Raw genomic sequence first — 18,837 nt, 5'->3', positions numbered from 1 at the left:
ACGTGATACGGACCTTTCAATCCACCTCGTGGCGCAAGCCCTCGCTGATCGCGCTGACGGCGAACTTGGCGTCGGAGTAGACCGTGCCGTCTTATGCGAAGACCTGTGCCCGCAACCGAGCTCAGGTTGATGATGTGGCCGCTGCCCTGCTCGAGAAAACCGAGACCCTCCTACAACCTTCTCGTCCAGCACCTGAAGGACGAAGGGCTCGCCTGCGCCGTCCGCGCCGACCATCCGGCCATCGGCGATGCCATGACGCGCAAGCAGTTCGAGACGATGAAGCACGTCAACATCGTGCCGCCCGGACGGATGCGCGCCGGGCTGTTCCAGGCGCTGGCTCAGCAGCAGCTCAAGCGCGACGTCGCAATCTCCGTGACAAATTTCTTCGCGGCAGCCGAGATGGTAGCGGTGACCGATTACTGCGCCACCCTGCCCTCGCTGATCTGCAGGCAGCTGATGCACGACCCCCGGCTGAAAATCCTGCCCGCCCCGGTCGACCTCGGCAGCTTTCCCGTGGAAATGGCCTGGCACGTCCGTTACCGGCACGATCCCGCACACCGCTGGCTACGGGCGCTGATCGGCGAGATCATTACCGATTTCAAAGACATGACGGGCGTGAAAGCCACGCCATCGCCAGCGTGATGGTCGTCAGCGGCTCCTCAAGCATCCCTTCCGCACGGCATCTGAAAAACGAAATCTTGAAATATCAGTTGATATCTGTATGGTCGCCCGATGGCCGCTGATAGACCCCTCCGTCGCGAAGACTCGCAGGCCGCAACGCGCACAGCGCTGCTCGACGCGGCCGAAGCGCTGATCCTTGAAAGTTCGATGCCGGGTTTGTCTCTGCGCGCGGTCTGCACCCGTGCCGGCTACACCCAGGGTGCGTTTTATTCCAATTTCGCGTCGCGCGAGGATCTTCTGCTGGCGGTGATGGAGCGCAATCTGGAGGAGCGGGTCCGCACCTTCGGCGAAATGACGCTCGATTATCGCGCGATGACATTCGACCAGACCATGGCCCGGATCGGCGAGTGGCTGGCAACCGTTTCCGACCGCCGCGAATGGGCGCAGATGGCCATCGAGCTGCGGCTGGAGGCGGTGCGCAACCCGGCGCTTGCCCACGCGATAGCCGTTGCCGAGCAGCGAATCGACGTGCTGTTTGCCGAACGGATCGACGATCTGGTGGCGCATTTCGGACTGACCCCGCGGTTCCGCTCGACCGAAATCGTCGAGACGCTGCTGGTCCTGTGGCGCGGCCTGGCGCTGCGTGATAACGGCGACAGCGGGAGCCTTCCGGTGGCGGAGATCTTCATCACATGCATGCGCGCCATGTTGGGCCGGCCGGAATGAAGCGCACTCTGCCTCTGGCGCCGGCCCTGCTGCTGGCGATCGCCGCCAGCCCGGCGCTGGCGCAGGCCACGCTCGATTACCGCGCCGCAGAAATGGCGATGCAGGCGACTCCGGCCGGGGGCGCCGCGGCGGAGGCGGACGTGCGCGCGGCCGAACACCAGGCGAAGGCGGTCGAGCATCTCTATCGCCCCACGATCACCGCCTCGGCATCGGTCATAGCCTACGAGAAATCGCTGAGCCTTGACCTCACAGAGCCCAAGGAGCAGTTCCTGGGCGATGCCCAGAGCTATCTCGGCGGGCTGCCGGGGCAGTATCCGCCAGTCTATGCCGATATCGTCGCGCTGATCGCGGGGCGGATCGGCCAGGCCCTGCCCGGCTTGCTCGCGCCGATCCCCGATCAGTACGACTATACCCAGCGAGACGTGGTGGTGCGGCCGAATGTCACTGCGATCATGCCGCTGTACACCGGCGGCGCGCTGGAGGCGGTGAGCGACGCGGCCAAGGCGCAGGTCACACTGGCGCAAGGCGGGCGCGACGCGGCGCGCGGTGCCAGCAGCGTGCGCCTGGCCGAAACCTATTTCGGTGCCCAGCTCGCCCGCCAGCTCGAGGTATCGAGCCGGCAGACGCTGGCCTCCGCCGAACAGCACCTCGGCAACGTCCGCGCGATGGAGCGCGAAGGCGTGGTACCGCATTCACTGACGCTGGAAGCGATTGTCGCTCGCGATGCCGCCCAGCGGGCCAACGATCGGGCGCGGCGCGATGCCGACATGGCCGAACTGGCGCTCGCCGGAATCACCGGCACGGCCAACCCCGCGCCATCCACCCCGCTATTCGTCAACACGACGCCGCTGCCGCCGCTGAGCGCGTGGACGGCCGATGCCCCGCGAAACGGGCAGCTCGCCGTGGCCGAAGGGGCCGAACAGCTGGCCGCCGCCGGGGAGCGCGCCGCGCGGGCGACCATGCGGCCTTCGGTCTATGCCTTCGGATCGGTCAACGCCGTGCGCAAGCAGTCGCTGCCGGTCGATCCCGACTGGATCGTCGGCGCGACGGTGCGGATCCCCCTGTTCTCCGCGTTCAACCGCCGCGAGCTTGTAGCCGCAGCGGGGGCGCGCCGCGAGGCCGCCCGTCTGCGCGCGGCCGACGCCCGCACCCGCACCGAGGGCGAGATCGAGAAGACCTGGCTGATGGCCGACAACGCCCGGCGCGCTTTTACCTCGATTGCCAGCAGCGTTGCCGCGGCAGAGGAGAACCTGCGCGTCAAGCAGATCGGCTTCCGCGAAGGCGTCGGCACCGCGGCAGAAGTGACCGACGCTCAAACCGCGCTCGGCCTCGCCCGTGCCCAGCGCGCGACGGCGGCTTACGAATACGACCTCTCGCTTGCCGCGCTGCTCGCAGCCAGCGGACAAAGCGAACGCTTCGTCGATTACGCCGAAGCGCGCGACAGGCAGACCGTCGATGACCGATAAAACCGATCCCGCAACAGCCGAAGCGACCCCGGAACCGTACGGGGCAGCGACGGAAACAGGTCGCCGCGTGAACTGGCTGCTGTGGGCGCTGCCCGTGCTTGGGCTGCTGGCACTGGCCGGCATCTGGCATTCCTCGCGGCCCCAACCGGTGCCGCTCCAGGGCACGGTCGAGGCGACCGAGGTCAACGTCGCGACCAAGATGCTGGCCCGGGTGGAGGAGGTGGCGGTGGCCGAAGGGGCTGAGGTCGGCGCCGGCCAGCACCTGGCGACCCTCTCCAGCCCCGGGATCGATGCGCTGGTGAGCCAGAGCGAGGCCAACCTGGACAGCGCCCGCGCGCTGGACGCCATCGCCAACCAGGGTGCCCGGCCGGAAGACATCGCATCGCTTCAGGGCATCGCGGCATCCACCCGCGCCGCCGCCAAGCTCGCAGCCGTCACCGCCGGGCGCATGAACCGCCTCTACGCGCAAGGGGTCATCTCCGCCCAGCGGCGCGACGAGGCCGCCGCGGCCAACGTGGCCGCGCGCGCCAACGCGGCAGCGGCGGAGGCGCAGTATCGCAAGGCAATGGCCGGGACGCGGGGCGAAACCCGCGCCGTGTCGGACGCGCAGGCTGTTGCCGCCGAAGCGCGCAACCGCGCCGCGCGCCAGATCGCCGCCGACACGAAGGTCACCGCGCCAATCGCCGGAGCGATCAGCCGCCGTCTGGTCGAACCCGGCGAAGTGGTGGCGCCCGGGGTGCCGCTGTTCCAGATCGTCGACCTGGCCCATCCCCGCGTCACCCTCCGTATTTCCGAGAAAGACTATTCGGGCATGGCCCAGGGCCGGGTGCTGACCGGCACCGTCCCCGCGCTCGGCAACAAGGCGGTGCGCCTGCGCGTGACGGCGATTTCGGCGCAGGCCGGCTTCACCAGCGAAAAGGCCACCCGCCAGAATGCCGGGTTCGACGCGCGCAGTTTCGAGATCAAGCTGGAACCGGCCGAGCGGGTCGAAGGCTTGCGGCCGGGCATGAGCGTGCTGTTCGACTGGCCGCAGTGACCGCGCCATCGGCTTTCGCGCGGCTGGGCGGCGCGGCGCGGCGCGAAGCGGGCTTCATCGCCACCAGCCGCGTGATGCTGCTGGCGCTGGTGGTCGTGCCGTTCTGCGCCATCGCCATCGTCGCCGCCATGCTGTCGCAAGGGGCGTTGCAGGCACTCCCGGTCGCGGTGGTGGACAATGCCCGCACCAGCGAGAGCCAGGCGCTGGTCCGCTTGCTGTCGGGCCGCCCCGAGGTGCGGATCGCCGCCCAGCCGGTGAGTGACGCGGCGGCCGAAGCGGCGATGCGGCGCGGGCAGATCTGGGCCTTCGTCTCGATCCCCCACGGCTTCGGCCAACCCCGCGCGGCGGACGAGCCGATCCGCCTGTACTACAACGCCGCCTACCTCAGCGTGGGTTCTACCGTCGAGCGCAGCCTGGCGACCGCGCTGCGCGGATCGATCATCGCCGGGATCGAGGACAACGCGTGGCGCGCCGGGATGCTGTCGGACCGGGCGGCGATCCCGCAGGTGCAGATCTCGGTGCTGTTCAATCCGGAAGCGAGCTTCGAGTGGTACCTGCAGGCGCTTATTCAGCCGGCCATGCTGCACCTGCTGGCGGCTTGCGTCGGGGTTTACGCGATGGCGCGCGAGCTCGGCGGGCCCGATGGCCGCTCGCTCGACGCATGGCGCGCAGAGACGGGTGGCGGGGCGGCTGCGCTGGCGGGAAAGCTGGTGCCTTACCTGACGGTCCTGAGCTTCTGGGGAGCGGTTTGGATGGTCTGGCTGGTGGGCTTCAAGGGGTGGCGGATGGAAGGATCGCTGCTGGCGACCTTTGCCGCCCAGCTCGCCCTGATCGCCGCGTCGCTGGCGCTGTCGTTCGGCTTCGTTGCGGGCGCGCGGCGTGACGTCTTCGGCTATTCGCTGAGCGCGCTCTATGCCGGGTCGGCGCTGGCCTATTCGGGCGGCTCGCTGCCGATCGAGGGCGCGCCGACAGTGGCGCGGTTCTGGCATCAGGTGCTGCCGTTCACCCACTACCTGACCGCGCAAATGGACCAGTTCCTTGGCGCGCCCGCGCGCCAGGCCTGGGGCGCGGCGCTGCTGCTCACGGGCTACGCGGCGGCGGGCCTCGCGCTTGCGACATGGCTGGGCGGGAGGAAATCGCCGGCATGAGCCTGCGCGCCGCCTTCCTCGACACGCTGCGCCAGCTTGGCTGCAACACCGATGCGCTGATGCTGATAGTGGTCGCAGCGCTGTTCTACGGCTTCTACTATCCCGCGCCTTACAGCCAAGGCCATGCGCAGGACGTGCGGCTGGCAGTGGTGGACGAGGCGCGCACCCCGCTCAGCCGACAGCTCGTCGATCTGATCGAGGCCAGCCCGCTGGCCGAGGTCGCCGCCCGCCCCGCCAACCTAGCCGAGGCGCGCACCCTGCTGGTAGAGCGAAAGGTCGATGGCGTGCTGCTGCTGCCTGACCGAGCACTGGAAGACGCCCTGCGCGGCCAGGACAGTGGCATAGCGCTGTGGATCAACGGAACCTACCTCGTGCGAGCCAAAGCTTTGGGCCAGGCGATCCAGGGGGCCATCGTCAACACGCTCAACAACGAGGCGAAAGGACGGCTCGGGGTTAGTATCGAAATTACCGATCCCGTCGAGTCGCAACCGCTGTTCAACCCCAATCTGGAATACGGCGCCTATATCTTTCCCGCCGTTACACCGGTGATCCTCCAGCAGACCATGCTGTTTGGTACCGCCGTGCTATTCGCCGGGCGCAGGCGGCGCGGATGGAACGAACTGGGTGGCCAATGGCTGGCGCTGAGCCTCGTGTCGTTCGTGCTCACGCTGACCTATTTCGGCTGGTTCTTCGCTGCGCAGGATATCCCGCGCCAAGCCGGAATCGGCGCGCTACTGATCGTCGCGCTGTTCGCAGCAGGAGCCATCTCCTCCTTCTCGCTGTTCGCCTCCCGGCTGTTCCCCAACGCCCGCGCCGCGCTGCTGTTGCTTATACCCACCTCGCTACCGATCTTTTTCCTCTCGGGCGCGACCTGGCCGCGCGAGGCGATGCCGGGCTGGGTCTCGGCGCTGGGCGCGCTGCTCCCTTCAACCCACGCCAGCCGCGCCCTCCTCCTGACCGACCAGATGGGCGCGCCGTTATCGGAAGCCCTTCGGCCGCTCACAGCGCTGGTGATACTAACAATCTCTTTTTTGGTCGGGTCGGGCCTTGTTTCGCGGTTTATGACCAATCCGGAAGAATTGACGCCATAGTCGTCAGATCGCCGGGGGCAGGCTTGTTGCCGAGCGGTTCGCTGCCCGCCGCGGGCCGGGCGCTCACGAACGCGCCTGACTTGCTGCGATCGGCGCCATGGTTGCGCCACAGGGTGGCGGCCTAGGTTCCAAGCGCCACCTCATCCTCAATGACCAGCACCAGGTTAACGGTTAATTCAGTGCACGTAGGCGGAAATGTGTGCACACCAAAGAACGCTCGCGGTCTCGAAACCGGTCTTAATCAGCGGGTCCTAGGTTCGAGCCCTAGTGCGTCCACCACAAGCTCATTATATATGAGCAACTTAGGTAAGTCGAAGATCCTCGCGAGAACCGGCGCGGCTCCGCTAGGTAGCTCTCTAGGTAGCAGGGGAACCAGTTCATATCTGGCAGAAGAATCGTACGCATGGGCAAGCCCCCTTGCGAAACGTCCGGCGGAATGGACTGATTTGCGTTGCAGCTCGGAGTGAGGCCGGCCCGGTCGGGTCTTGTAGCTTTGCCCCGCCCTGTATCTGTGTAACCACGGTACTATGATGCGCGATACCGCCACCGCAGCGCCCGCTTGCCACCTGCCGATGCCATTTTGCGGCAGCCCAGTGATCCGTTGCCTCATTTCCCGGCGATACCGCGCATAGGTCGCTAGTCCTGCACCGAAGACGACTGCCGATGCGATCTTAAGCGGCATTGCGAGTCGCATGTTGCTTCTCCGTCAGGCCGAGGCGAACCTCCACGCGCGGGCTGCAGCCGATCATCCCCAATTCTCCGGAACCGGCAAGCTTCGTTTCTGGTACAAGCCTGAAATCCGGACGTTCGGCCAAAGCAGGATGTTCTCACGATGGCATCTCGCGCAAACGACCAGCTGTTGCTACGCGCACCCCTGACGTGTGGGGCGCTCTCCTCACTCGCCTAGAGCGGTTTCCATTCATTCCGGCTCATATCCGCAAGATTTGAAGTAATTGGCACATTCGGCAGGCTGGAAGATGTCGACGAGCCTGCCGATCAAGTCCCACAACCCGCTGACGGTTCGCTCACCTGCCTTGCGGAGCATGACCTTGAGCCGGGAGAAGGCCTTCTCGATTTGGTTGAAGTCCGGGCTGTATGCTGTCGCCCGTCGAGTTCGAACGGCAGCAGATTTTGAAAGCGGAAGGCGTCTAGAAAACTAGGGGCTACTCACCCGCCAGACGCATCTTCACTTCCGTCAGCCGCACTGAATCAAATCAAACAGCCATTGGCGAGGGGTTTTTGTAGTGCCCAGATACCGCCTGAGGCGTAGGATATTAGCTCTGCCCCCCCCGTTCGGGGGGTGTGCGGCGGTGAGCGGACAGCTCATTATGAAGGGGCGACCCGGCCTCTAAGGTGCTTCAGCGATGGAGCTTCTTGAAGGTAGCTCTGGCGGTGCGATTCCGTCGCACCGCCAGTTTTTTATTTATGAGTGGTTTATTTCGTTTCGGGAAGTCCTGTCTGATTATCTCTAAGGACCACCGCACATTCCTGATTGGGAGAACTTTAATGCGCATCCTACTGACCGCCGCCACCCTCGCGATGGCGCTCACGGCAACCCCCGCCCATGCCCGGTCGGGCTACGGCGCCTGCGTAGCGATCCAGCCGAGTAAGAACCGCCTTTTGTGGACCAATCCGGTTGCCGCCGAAGAGTCGTCGATGGCGGCGCTTGCCGCGAAATTCGCCGCGACGCTGCGCGACAAGAGCTATGCATCCGACCCCGAATTGTCCGAATATTGCAAATTCTTTGTGCAGCAGAAGGACGCGATGGAGTTCATCATGAGCATTCGTCAGAACCACAACGGCCCGGTAGGCCCAGGGGTGCCCTTCAGTGGCTAGCAGTCGATTTTTGCATGCGCTGCTGACAGTCGGCCTACTCGCCGTGTCGCAGGCCACGCAAGCGCAGTGGAGCGCCGCCAACGACGAGGCCAACCGCCAGCGCATGATGGCATCGATGCGGGCGCAAGACGCCGCCAATGATCGCGCTGCAGCCGACCGGGCCTTCCAGGCCGGGCTGGAGCAGCAGCGTTCGCTGGGCAGCGGCTCGTCCCCCTCGTCTTCCTCGTCCGGATCGGGTGGCATGGGCACGCCGTTGGACGGGCTGGCGGCTGCGCTTGGCCGCGGCAATCAGTCAAGCGGGGGACCGCAGTCCGTGGTCGATCGCCGCACGTACATCATCCATCAGCAGGAAACGTCCAAACAGGTGGTGGCTCGGCTGTTCGCCGAGGCAGAAGGCGGCAATCCCGAAAGTGCGTGGAACCTCGGCCGGCTCTATTACACCGGATATGCCGGCGTCCCACGGGACGATGCCCAGGCGCGCCGCTGGTTTGCCACCGCGGGCGAACGCGGCCATGCCGAGGCGCTGGCCAACCTAGGCTATTTTGCGCACGAGGGGATCGGAGGTCCGCAGGACCCGGCGCTGGCACTTGACGCCACGGCCCGGGCGGCGGCTGCAGGCAGCACTTACGGCGCAGGGCTGAACGGGATCTATCGGCTGAGCGGCCTGGCCGACGGGCAGCTCGATCCTGTTGCCGTGGCCAACCTGGAGCGAGCAGCCGATGCGGGCGAACTGTTTGCTCAGGCAGCTCTCGGTACCATTGTCTACGCACTGGGAGTGGGGACCGCGGAGAACTGGGAACGCGCGGCACACTACGCCCGCCTCGCCGCTGAACAGGGCCACGGTGCATCGATGACCGAACTGGCGCGGATGATGTTCGTCGGCCGGGGCGTGGCGCAGGACCAGCGGGGGGCCGTTGCCATGTTCCGTCGTGCGGCCGAAGCCGGCGATCCGGGAGGCATGTCCTTCCTTGGGCAACTGTACATGACCGGCCAAGGAGTGCCCAACGACGTAGCAGCGGGCCTCGAATTATTTCGCCGCGCGGCCGATCTGGGCCATCCCGGAGCGCAGGGCGTCTATGGCCTCTCCCTGATGCTGGGTCAGGGCGTGGCAAAGAACGTCCCCGAAGGTCTGCGTTACATCCGCTTGGGAGCCGCGCGGAACGATCCGCAAGCCTTGACCGTGCTGGGCAAGATGACCTTCGTCGGCGAAGGCGGCATTACCAGCGATGAGCGGCGAGGGATCGAGCTGCTCCAGGCGGCCGCGGCTCTGGGCGGCCAGGACGCCATCGAAACTTTAGCCATGGACGAGGTACAGCAGGCCATGCGCCGTCTGGGCATCGCGCAGACGGTGACGCCAACGTCCGGACCTAAAGTGCGCATGGGCAGCAAGCCCAAGAGGTGACGAACCGATTAGTTGACAATATGGCTGCGGGGGCATCACCCACCCCAAAAACAGACGCGTGTTTAAGGGGATGACGAATTCAATGGTCTTAGGCGTACCGGGAAGGGTTGTGTTCGCAGGCCTCTGGCTTGCCCTGACCCCGGTCGGCGTTCTTTCGCAAGAACCCCCACCCGGCCTCGTTTGGTATGTTCTGGACGAACTGAACCATACCGGCTTCGATATCGAGGACCCCACCAACCGTCCCATCCCGTTGTCGGAACCGGCTGCCGGGGTGCTCCTGCCAGTTGACGTCAGCCGGGACGGGGTCGTGGACTGGCTGATTCGCTGGCCGGAAGACCAACGGCTCTGCGGAACCGGAGGTTGTCGTCTTAGCCTGTACGTCAGCGACGACAATCGCTACTTGCGTGTGTTCGACCGACAGGCTTGGGATCCGGACATCCGAACAGTCGGCGACGAGATCCGACTGGAGGCTTCGTTTAACCACCTGAACTGCTTGCCCCCCCGGGAAGTTTGTCGCCTCGCCTGGGCCTGGGACCCGACAACCCGCAGCCTTTCCGAGCGCCCGAGTTCCGATGGCGAAGCTGTCGTAAGCGGCTTTGGCGAGGGGACCGTGGATCTCGGCGAGGTCGATGGAAGACCGAAGTTGCCGGATGATATTCCGGCGGCTGTCTTTGACAGGTATCTCGCCGGGCGTCGCGCCTGTGGCAACGCAAATGACGCCGATGCATTCACCGTCTCCTACCCAGCCGTCGCTTCGACACCGGATTTGAACGGCGACGGCCAGCGGGACTGGGTTATCGAGGCGCCCAGCTTCTGCGCGGAGCAGGCGGCTGCCGATTATGGCTATGAAGTCTGGATCTCCGACGAGACGGACGGTGCTTCCCGCGCTTTCGTCGCGGCGCCCGGTCGCTGGCCGGCATTTCAGGTAGACCGCACTCCTGCAGGGATGCTCGACGCTCGGCCCTGTCTTACTGGCGAGATCTGCGAAACCGTCCCCTTCGAATGGAACCGCGCCGCCCGCGTATTCAGGCCGGCCTCATCGGAGAGCTTGTCGTCCCGCCCTTGACGCCTGTGAAACATGATTACAGCCGCCCTCGGCGGTCCCGGAGCCGCAGCGTGGAGTGATTTATGATTCCGGCGGTAGTCCTTGCGACGACCCTCCTGATTTCCCCCGGGCTGCAGTCGGCGCCGCTTGACGAGCGGGTATACGTTCTCAGCCAGGATGACCGCTGGGGAGCTTATCTCTCGGCGCCAGACCAGACCGCGCCGAACGGCAGAACGGCTTGGTCATGGTCTGTCTGGTTGACGCTGGACAGTTCCCTGCTGATCGACGCCTTTCTCAATGAGTATGATTGCGATAGGTCGCAATTCCGGAGGCTTCGGCAGGAGCGCTTTCGGGAGGGCGACCTATTCGACACGCGGGACTCTGAAGCAGGGCTCCGGTCCCCACACTGGCTCGAGATGGAGGGCCTGGTAATGGAAGAGGTCTGTCGAGATACCTACCTCACCCTGTCCCAGGCGGAAAACTTTCCCGCTGCTGCGGATGAATTGACCTCCGGACGTACTTCATCATGAAGTGTTTGCTCGGAATACTGTCCGTCATTATCGGACTGGAAGGTTTTTGGTCAGCGCTCCGGAACAGGCACCTGCGCGATAAGTCGGGATGGATATACGCCCGAGCGGAAAGACAGCCCCTCTACTTCTGGGTGATGACAGGGGTGTTTGCCTTGATGGTCGTGACGGGCGGTTTTCTCCTGTACTTGGCCATAACGGAAATCTGGTGATTGTTTGGGAGGGTGCCGTCAGTCAAGTCGAGCAAATCGTCGCAGGTTGGATAACCTTCATGCGTAGGCAGCGGCATCAGCCAGGCCGATAGCGTGCTGTAACCCGCAGATAAAAACAGGCGCAGTGAATTCCAACTGTGCCGCCACACACCTCTGGCCCGTCTTCGGCATCGAGGATCAGGAAATCGGCCTTGGCGCGGTGGAGGTAGTAGCCCAGCGAAAGCCCCATCTGGCCGCCGCCGATAATGACAATGTCCTGGGTCTCCACGCCCTTAGAGGCCGTTTCGACAGGGGTTGAGCGGCCGAGGTTCATGTGATTCCGGGAGTTTGCAGACATCTCGGAGGCAGGCCCGACGTGATCGGCTACTGCCAGTCAAGCATAAGGTCCCTCGCGTTGCCAATAGGTCATGACCACCTTTTCGCCTTGAACAACGGGCAGTCCAGCATGAAGGCTGGCGGGATCTCGGCGGCCCGTTACGTCCACGTTGCGGAAAATCACCGCTGATCCGGGCTGAGGACACACGGCGAGCCCGCAAGACGGAAAAGCGGTGCCGCCGCCCACTTCCGGGCTTTGCAGATAGACCAGCACCGTATTCACCCGCTGCCCGCCACGCGCGGTGTGAACTGCGCCGCCCGCGCCACCAGGAAATGAATCGAAGTGCGCCCGGTATTCCTGCCCCTCACGATAGTGCAGGATCTGCAGACCCTCGCCATTGGCAACGGGCCAGTTGGTGAGCGCCGCCAGCCGGTGTTCGAGCCGGTCGATTAAGGCGGTTTCAGCGCGCTTCAACATAACACCTGAGCTGGTCCGTTCCGGATGGGGTAAATTCTCGCCGCTGACCTCATCCACAACCGTGGAGGGACGCAGACCCCGATCGTGGGCAAAAGCGAGCAACTCGGCACATTCGACCGATGACAACACGTTTTCGCAAAGAGCAACGGCAGGGCTGGCCAGGCGCAGGGTCACTTTGATCTCGCGTCCCTCGCACCAGATCATCCCCGTGTCCGGGACAACTGGCAGAGCCACGACCGGCGCCGTCAGGCTGGGAAAGACCTGCGCGATGCCAGAAGCAAGGGCTGCGCGTGCATCCGCCTCATTCCATCCGGCGGCAATCATCCGGACTTGCATGTCCGCCGGATCGCAGCCAGCGGAGAGGTTGCTGGTGATCCATTCCTGCCAGCTTGGCTCAGATCCTTGCATCTCCTCCCTTTCGATCGGACTGGTTCCTGCGCGCTAGGCGTATAGCCCCGCGCGCAGGAACAGCCGGTTCAAAACCCGAAATGGAGCGAGGCGCTCACCGAGAACGGATTGCCTCCGGCGTTGCCCACGGTCTTGTGAGCCGAGAGAGAGAGCACGCCATTGCGTCCGATCCGCTGGTCGATGTCCGCGCCCAGGCGGGCATGGTCGCGGTCCACCGCATAAATGCCGCCCGTGCCACCCATGCCCGTGCCGATGATCTGGAATGCCGGACCGCCGTCGAACCGGTCGAAGCGGTGGATATATTCCCCGCGCAGACGCAGCGTCGTTGGCTCGGCCAGGGTGAATCGACCGGTCAGGCCAAGGCGCCCTTCCGAAGCCTCGTCAACCGAGCGGCCGACAGTGACCGGGAAGCCGCCGCCAGTTTCAGTATAGCCATCAACCGTCACCTGGCTCCAGGAATAGCTGATCGTCGGGGTCAGTCCGAAGCTGTCGCTTCCCATCATGTCGAACCAGTCAAGCCGAGCGCGCAGGGCAATCCCGCGGGCATCGGTAGAGCCGGTGCTGGTGTCGGTGTTTGCACCATTGAGGTAGTTCCGACGCAGGTTGACGTTCCAGTCACCATAGATCGCCGTCGCGCTCAGCACGGCACCGCTCTGGCCGAGCCGCAGGTCGGCCTCGGCCACGCCGTGCCAGCCTTCCAATTTCTGCTTGCCGCCGAGCGTCAGGTCGGAATCCGACCGGTCATAGCCGATCCCCGCCCCCAGCCGCAGCGGGCCGGCATCGACGCAGGCGCCAGCTTCGGCCAACACGGAGTCGGTGTCGTTGCGGCCATCGCGGCGATAGTCCAGCACGGTCCACGCGCAGCCGCGGCCCGGCTGTACATAGTCGGTCAGGATGCGGTGATGTGCACCCCACATCATCAGCCCGAGGCTACCTTGCAGCGCGCGGTTGGGCGCCGCCTGCATCACTGTTGCGCTGAAGTCGTCCAGACCGATGACGCCCGTGCCCGGTGTCGGCGTCGGAGTGGGCGTCGGGGTCGGAGCGGGTGATCCGGCTGCGGCTCTCGCCAGATAGGCCTGGCTGGTGCCGTTGATGTTCCCCTGCCCAATCACCATCGTTCCGTCAGCGCTCACATCGACGGCACTGGTATAGGTATTCGCGCCATTGTTCGCGCCCGCAGCGGCGAGCCAATCGGCGATCGACTGGGCGCCAGCGGACGTCCAGCGGACTGCCGAGTCGGTGAAACCCGCAGAGGAAGTGCCGACGGTGACCGTGCCATCGGCGCTGACAGCGTTGGCGACCGATCTCGTCTCTCCGGGCAGGGACGCAAGCGCGACCATCCCGCCTGCCTGAGTCCATCGGAATGCGACGAAACCGGTAGGAGCGGTGGAGCTTCCGACGATGACCGAACCATCTGCGGAAATGTCGTTGCCCGAGGAACTGAACGATTCGCCGTAGCGGCCGATCGCACCCAGTGACACCATTTGGCCGGCTTGGGTCCACCGGAAGGCCGAAAACTGGCCGTCAAAGCCGCCTCCCGAAGCCTCTCCGGTGACGACCGATCCATCCGACGAGACCGCCCGCGCCAGCGAATAGGTGAATCCGCTCGACGTGATCGCCCTGGCACGACCGCCGTCGATCCAGATCGCCGCGCGAGTGCTTGCGCTGGCGCTGGAATCCGGAGAGCTGAAGCCCACCGCCACGCGCCCATCCGCCGAAACGCCGAGTGCCTGGACGTTGACCGCGCCGTCGAAGCCCGGCAGCCTGACCGAGGTACCCGTGCCATCGACATTGCGGAACAGGAAGGCGGCAGTGCTCTGGGAGGTGGCAGCATAGGATCCGACTGCGACTGTCCCGTCATTGGAAAGCCCGCTTATCGTCATCTGATTGGTTGAAAAACCGTCGGGCAGAGGAACTTTGTAGCGCCCCGAGCCCGTTATGATGAACCCGTCCGAAGTCCCGATGGCGCGTCCATCTCCGGAAATGCTGTTGTAACGGACATTGCCGCTTCCCGGACCACCCGGAAGCAGATTGTCGCCAGTGACCGAGGGAACGACGATCGCAAAGGGAGCCGGGACGGGGGTGTTGACAGTCACCGGTCCTGGCGTCGGCGACGGGGTGGGCGTCGGCGCCGGAGCGGGCGTCGGCGTGGGCGCTGGGGTCGGGGTAGGCGTTGGCGTTGGAGTCGGAGCGGGTGTTGGTGTCGGCGTGGGCGTCGCCCCGGCCACACGGGCGATATAGCCTTGCCGGTGTCCGTTGATGATGCCGTAGCCCGCGACGACATTGCCATCGTCGCTGACGCCAAGCGCCTCCTGGTACTGGTTCGTGCCATTGGCCACGCCATTGGCGGAGAGCCATGCCGCAACCGTTTGCGCATTTCCGCTGGTCCAGCGCACGGCATGGGATTCGTTGACAACGAAGGTGCCGATGGTCTGTCCGGGAACGATTGCCTCGCCTACGATCACGCTGCCGTCGGCATTCACGCCAGTGGCAACGGATGCGAGCTGGTTTGTCAGCTTTGGCAGGGCGACCATGCCGCCCGCCTCGGTCCACTTGATGGCAATCAGGTTGTCGTCTTTGTACAGATCGTTGCCCATGACGCCGCCCTGCTGCGACGAGCCGACGATCGTTCCGCCATCGGCTGAAATGTCGTTCGCGAGGCTGGTCGCGAGGGCGGCGGAGTGGCTGGCAAGAACGCCCAGTTCGACAAATCCGGTGGCACGGGTCCAGCGCAGGGCCTGGACATTGGGGCCCACCGGAGTGGCGCCCGAATATTGCTGGCCGCGCCCACCGATGGCGGCGATGACCGAGCCATCTCTCGAGATGCCAATGATCTCAGCATTGAAGGTCACGCCATTCTGCACGGGGCTGAACGTGCCGACTTGCAGCAGTTGCTCGGGGGCGGCGGTGCCGGTCCACAAGATCGGGATGTTGAAGCCCGATATACTTGCCAGACCACCGATCACATTGCCGTCACCGCTGACCGCAACCGCCCTGTAGTTTCCCGCGCCGGTGGGTTGGGCGAGGATTGTGGGGGTGCCGTCAAGCCGCTTTACGCCAACCATACCGCTGAAATTCGTGCGCGCGGTCGGCTTGGCCTCGCCGACGATCACCGAGGCATCGTCGGAAATCCCGGCGGCCGTGAAATGGAGGTAACCCGTGGGCGCCATCAGGCCGGTGGCACCAGCAGGGGTGAAGACCCAAGCCTCGCTTACCGGCAGATTGTTGACCAGCTTGTTGTGAAACCCGATGACGGTCGTTCCGTCTCCGGAGATATCCACGAATTCCACGGTATTGCTGTCGCCGTTCGATCCGTTTTCGGCGCCGTCCGGACTTCCCGGAATCTGCTCCGAGCCGGTGACCTGTCCGAAAGCGGGCGCAGGCAATCCCGCCAGCAGGGCAACAGAACCCAAGCTGCTGACAATAGCGGTTGTCGTCTTCAATACGGCGTTCGTCGCAAACGTGCCGGTCATCTCTGAAACTTTCCCCGTCGAGCGCCCGCGCGCAGTATCGCGAGCCCATCCGTGCCTAACTGGACTTTGAGAGAGGATGCACCCCCTGTTCCGGGGGGCTAACGCGGCGGACACAATTCACGGAAAAGAAAGAACACTTCCAATCCCCGGCACAGTCATTTGTCGGCTTTTCCGCCATAAGACAGGCCAAGTTGGGCCGCATGCCACGACGCTTCGGCCCGGCTCGAAATCCCCAGCTTGCGGTAGATCACCTTGATATAGCCCGAGACGGTATTCTCGCTGAGCATGAGCTGTGCGGCAACTTCGGCATTGCGCATGCCGCGTCCGATAAGGGTCAGCACTTCCAATTCGCGCGACGTCAGGTTTCCGGTTTCGCCTGCTGCCGGCCCGGTCCGCCGAAAATGCTCCATGATCCGCCGGGCAATGGAGGGAGAAAGCGCGGGGACCCCTTCCTTGATCTGCTGCAATTGGCGGATCATGCCTTCGCGCATCTGCTCCTTCAGCAGATAGCCCGAGGCGCCAGCCGAAAGCGCGCCGACGATAGAGCTGTCATCGGCCATCACGGTGGTGACGATGCAAATGGTGTCGGGAAAGGCCGCGCGCAGGCGGCGCAGCACGTCCAGTCCCGACCCGTCTGGCAGGCGCAGGTCGATGAGGGCGAGGTCGAACACTTGCCGGTCCATTGCGGCGAGCGCATCGCGCACGCTGGATGCGCCTGTCACCCCGCAGCCCGGAAAAGCCTCGACTGCGATCTCGCCCAGCCAGTGCAGCGTTTCCGATACATCTTCCAGGATCAGCACGGATTTCATGCAGGGGCACCTTCCAACGGAAAGCGCACTTCGATCATCGTTCCGCGCACTCCCATGGCCGCTCCGCGCGAAACCGTCATCGTGCCGTGAAGCGCGGTCGCGCGTGAGCGCATGTTGCGCAGACCGTTGCCCGCCGGCGCGGTGTCAGGATCGAAACCCTTTCCATCATCCGCAACCAACAGCACAAGACCTCCCGTCGTATCACCCAGGCGAATGCCGACCGTCGAGGCTTCGGCATGACGCAGCGCGTTGCCTACAGCCTCCCGCAGGATCGACCGCATGGCGGCCACCGATTGCGGTGGCAGTTCCGCTTCAGTGTCGACCTGCCAGATCAGTCCAATGTCAGCGGATGACAGCAGGTCGGCAATCTCCACCCTGAGGTCCGCCATCAGCTCGGCAAGGGTCAGTTGCTCGCCCGCGCTGTTGTTGATGATTTCCCGGAGGTCCGCGAGCGTGTCGCGGATCAGTTCATCCTTGCGCGCTGGATCGCGGCTGTGCAGCGCGCCGAGCAGTTGTACGCCGATATTGTCGTGCATGTCGCTGGTTATGCGCTGGCGCTCTTCGGCAACACCTTTTTCGTGGGCCAGGCGGCTGGCGATGGCGTGATCCAGCATCGCGCACAGTTCGCCCGCCCTTGCCTGCTCACGCGATGAAAACAGACGACGACCGTGCATGGCATGTACGAGACGAAGCGGCGGCAGCGCCCCGGTGGCGGGGATGGCAAGGGCTGCGCCGTCATCAATCACTGCGGGCTGTGCAATCGCTTCACCCGCCACGATCTTCAGCGGCTGGAATACCCGCTGAAGCAAGGCGCGCCAGCGGACCATGCGTTCCGCCTCGCCCTCTGCGAGCGCGATGGCGAGCATGTCCTGGAAACTTGCCTTGACCTCTCCGCCACGACGGAACAGCTTACGTGCAATCATATCGCGCAGGGGCAGGTAAAGGAACGCGACCAGCACCAGTGCCAGTCCGAAAGCCGGCGCGCGTTCCAGCGCGACCCACGAGATCAGAGCCGCGTCAACCGCGATCAGCAGTGCGGCGCCCGTCATGTAGAACAGGATGCGGAAGGCCCAGCGGTCGAGATCGAACAGGCGGTAGCGGGCGACCCCGATGGCCATGCCGATGTGGATCAGGAGGAAGAAGGCAAAGGCATAGCCCTGGGGCAAGCCCGGCGTCAGACCGACCAGGCTGGGCGCGATCACCGTGAATACGAAAGCGCCAGAGCCAATTGCGACCGACAGGCCGAACCACCGCACGACCGCACGGCCGCCGGGATCGCCTCGCGAGCGCCAGTATTGCAGCCCGGCCGCCAAAAGGATGCCGATCATTTCAAGCATCGTCGGCAATTGTGAACCAGCAGGAGGCCCATCGAACACCTGCAGGCTGTCGCCCAGCCACCATGCCCCGAACAGCGCGAACGGCGCCCACAACCATCGTCCCGGAACAAGTTTCCTGGGATAGCGCAGCAGCAGCGCGATCATGGCGGCGCCAAACAACAGGGCACCGCCGTGGTTCATCACCGAAAGGACGCGGAAAAGGCCGCCATCGATGGCGAGTTCACGGGTGCTGTAAACCGCGGCAGGAAATGCGAAAACCAGAATACCAAGGCTGGCCATGGCGAACAGGCGCGCGGGCAAATCGTCACGTCGCAGCGCCCAGACCCAGCCGCCGATCAGAAAACTCGACAGGCCGACAAGCATCTGCACCCAAAAGGCGACAGGAAGATCGCCGATTGGCCGCATTCTGGCGGGCGAAACCACCATCTGTCGCAGCGTATCGCCATCCAGTAGCTCTATTGAGATACTCTGACCGCGCATCATCCCCGCCAGCGCTGACTGGCGGGCGAAGAAGCGTCGCATGTCGGCATAGGTTGCCAGCGCGTCCGGCTCTTCGATCAGGTCGCCGGCCTCGATCGCAACTCTATTTCCGTCAGTTTCTCGAAGGGCCGAAACCTGCGCCGGGCCGGTCAGGGATCGATCAAGGCCCGGCGCAGGCGCCGCGTGGATGGCGCCGGTTTCATCGGCGGCGAACGTCACGCCCAGCCATGGACGGCTGATCGCCAACTGAATCAGGACAGCGCCGGCCATCAGTCCGGCCAGAACCAGCCCGATCATTACAGTTGCCAGCGACGGTCGCGCGCTCATGAAAGTTATTCGCCCCCCCGATATTACTGCCTCGGATTCCAGACTTAACGGCGGCGGGGATTCGCGCCACCCCCTGAACAGGGCATTCGCACGAGACGCT

At 64.7% G+C, this 18,837-nt stretch carries 15 protein-coding genes and 1 pseudogene; 10 read left to right on the top strand and 6 right to left on the bottom strand.

Features of this window, described 5'->3' with window-relative positions; genetic code table 11:
* The first annotated feature begins 129 nt into the window (after positions 1–129).
* From QOL79_RS15795 to QOL79_RS15770, 6 genes are all read left to right on the top strand, one after another.
* Positions 130–642: a LysR substrate-binding domain-containing protein gene (locus QOL79_RS15795; RefSeq protein WP_283420078.1), complete on the top strand. Its 513-nt coding sequence runs from the start codon at positions 130–132 to the stop codon at positions 640–642.
* A 90-nt stretch (positions 643–732) separates the two neighbouring features.
* Positions 733–1,347, top strand: a complete 615-nt coding sequence (locus QOL79_RS15790) for a TetR/AcrR family transcriptional regulator (RefSeq protein ID WP_079639907.1) — start codon at positions 733–735, stop codon at positions 1,345–1,347.
* Positions 1,344–2,813: a TolC family protein gene (locus QOL79_RS15785; protein WP_283420077.1), complete on the top strand. Its 1,470-nt coding sequence runs from the start codon at positions 1,344–1,346 to the stop codon at positions 2,811–2,813. Before QOL79_RS15790 ends, QOL79_RS15785 begins: the two co-directional genes overlap by 4 nt.
* A complete protein-coding gene (locus QOL79_RS15780; protein ID WP_079639905.1) occupies positions 2,803–3,849 on the top strand; it encodes an HlyD family secretion protein in 1,047 nt (348 codons plus the stop codon). The genes QOL79_RS15785 and QOL79_RS15780 overlap by 11 nt, the downstream gene beginning before the upstream one ends.
* Positions 3,846–4,997, top strand: a complete 1,152-nt coding sequence (locus QOL79_RS15775; protein ID WP_283420076.1) for an ABC transporter permease — start codon at positions 3,846–3,848, stop codon at positions 4,995–4,997. Before QOL79_RS15780 ends, QOL79_RS15775 begins: the two co-directional genes overlap by 4 nt.
* Positions 4,994–6,088, top strand: coding sequence for an ABC transporter permease (locus QOL79_RS15770; RefSeq protein ID WP_176141658.1), 1,095 nt, complete (start codon positions 4,994–4,996; stop codon positions 6,086–6,088). Before QOL79_RS15775 ends, QOL79_RS15770 begins: the two co-directional genes overlap by 4 nt.
* 919 nt (positions 6,089–7,007) lie before the next feature.
* Here the strand turns inward: QOL79_RS15770 and QOL79_RS15765 are convergent.
* Positions 7,008–7,220, bottom strand: a pseudogene (locus tag QOL79_RS15765) (IS630 family transposase); the annotation flags it as partial.
* A 242-nt stretch (positions 7,221–7,462) separates the two neighbouring features.
* Between QOL79_RS15765 and QOL79_RS15760 the strand changes: the two are divergent.
* The 4 genes from QOL79_RS15760 to QOL79_RS15745 all read left to right on the top strand — a co-directional run bounded on the left by QOL79_RS15760 (position 7,463) and on the right by QOL79_RS15745 (position 10,901).
* A complete protein-coding gene (locus QOL79_RS15760) occupies positions 7,463–7,924 on the top strand; it encodes a hypothetical protein (RefSeq protein WP_212598864.1) in 462 nt (153 codons plus the stop codon).
* A 10-nt stretch (positions 7,925–7,934) separates the two neighbouring features.
* Entirely contained in the window at positions 7,935–9,326 is a 1,392-nt protein-coding gene (locus QOL79_RS15755; protein ID WP_283420075.1) for an SEL1-like repeat protein, read from the top strand.
* Between the two features lie 109 nt (positions 9,327–9,435).
* Complete coding sequence (locus QOL79_RS15750) at positions 9,436–10,392, top strand: hypothetical protein (RefSeq protein WP_283420074.1); 957 nt, start codon at positions 9,436–9,438, stop codon at positions 10,390–10,392.
* A 62-nt stretch (positions 10,393–10,454) separates the two neighbouring features.
* Positions 10,455–10,901: a hypothetical protein gene (locus tag QOL79_RS15745; protein ID WP_283420073.1), complete on the top strand. Its 447-nt coding sequence runs from the start codon at positions 10,455–10,457 to the stop codon at positions 10,899–10,901.
* Positions 10,902–11,186: 285 nt separating this feature from the next.
* Here the strand turns inward: QOL79_RS15745 and QOL79_RS15740 are convergent, their stop codons facing one another.
* The 5 genes from QOL79_RS15740 to QOL79_RS15720 form a co-directional block, all read right to left on the bottom strand.
* Positions 11,187–11,423: an NAD(P)-binding protein gene (locus QOL79_RS15740; RefSeq protein WP_283420072.1), complete on the bottom strand. Its 237-nt coding sequence runs from the start codon at positions 11,421–11,423 to the stop codon at positions 11,187–11,189.
* Positions 11,424–11,483: 60 nt separating this feature from the next.
* On the bottom strand, positions 11,484–12,311 hold the full coding sequence (locus tag QOL79_RS15735; RefSeq protein WP_283420071.1) for a 2OG-Fe(II) oxygenase: 828 nt from the start codon (positions 12,309–12,311) through the stop codon (positions 11,484–11,486).
* Between the two features lie 68 nt (positions 12,312–12,379).
* Entirely contained in the window at positions 12,380–15,784 is a 3,405-nt protein-coding gene (locus tag QOL79_RS15730; RefSeq protein ID WP_283420070.1) for an autotransporter domain-containing protein, read from the bottom strand.
* Between the two features lie 155 nt (positions 15,785–15,939).
* Positions 15,940–16,593 (bottom strand): response regulator transcription factor, encoded by a 654-nt coding sequence (locus QOL79_RS15725; protein ID WP_283420069.1) that lies wholly within the window; start codon positions 16,591–16,593, stop codon positions 15,940–15,942.
* Positions 16,590–18,707, bottom strand: coding sequence for a sensor histidine kinase (locus QOL79_RS15720; protein ID WP_283420068.1), 2,118 nt, complete (start codon positions 18,705–18,707; stop codon positions 16,590–16,592). The genes QOL79_RS15725 and QOL79_RS15720 overlap by 4 nt, the downstream gene beginning before the upstream one ends.
* Positions 18,708–18,837: the final 130 nt, after the last annotated feature.

Source organism: Sphingopyxis sp. Geo48 (assembly GCF_949769155.1).
Classification (GTDB): domain Bacteria; phylum Pseudomonadota; class Alphaproteobacteria; order Sphingomonadales; family Sphingomonadaceae; genus Sphingopyxis.
This window is presented reverse-complemented; position numbering and strand designations above follow the sequence as displayed.

Excerpts from the sequence above, each read along its gene's own strand:
- QOL79_RS15785 (WP_283420077.1), top strand. The coding sequence starts at position 1,344 with ATGAAGCGCACTCTGCCTCTGGCGCCGGCCCTGCTGCTGGCGATCGCC.
- QOL79_RS15770 (WP_176141658.1), top strand. The coding sequence starts at position 4,994 with ATGAGCCTGCGCGCCGCCTTCCTCGACACGCTGCGCCAGCTTGGCTGC.
- QOL79_RS15790 (WP_079639907.1), top strand. The coding sequence starts at position 733 with ATGGCCGCTGATAGACCCCTCCGTCGCGAAGACTCGCAGGCCGCAACG.
- QOL79_RS15730 (WP_283420070.1), bottom strand. The coding sequence starts at position 15,784 with ATGACCGGCACGTTTGCGACGAACGCCGTATTGAAGACGACAACCGCT.
- QOL79_RS15745 (WP_283420073.1), top strand. The coding sequence starts at position 10,455 with ATGATTCCGGCGGTAGTCCTTGCGACGACCCTCCTGATTTCCCCCGGG.
- QOL79_RS15795 (WP_283420078.1), top strand. The coding sequence starts at position 130 with ATGATGTGGCCGCTGCCCTGCTCGAGAAAACCGAGACCCTCCTACAAC.
- QOL79_RS15780 (WP_079639905.1), top strand. The coding sequence starts at position 2,803 with ATGACCGATAAAACCGATCCCGCAACAGCCGAAGCGACCCCGGAACCG.
- QOL79_RS15725 (WP_283420069.1), bottom strand. The coding sequence starts at position 16,593 with ATGAAATCCGTGCTGATCCTGGAAGATGTATCGGAAACGCTGCACTGG.
- QOL79_RS15735 (WP_283420071.1), bottom strand. The coding sequence starts at position 12,311 with ATGCAAGGATCTGAGCCAAGCTGGCAGGAATGGATCACCAGCAACCTC.
- QOL79_RS15720 (WP_283420068.1), bottom strand. The coding sequence starts at position 18,707 with ATGATCGGGCTGGTTCTGGCCGGACTGATGGCCGGCGCTGTCCTGATT.
- QOL79_RS15740 (WP_283420072.1), bottom strand. The coding sequence starts at position 11,423 with ATGAACCTCGGCCGCTCAACCCCTGTCGAAACGGCCTCTAAGGGCGTG.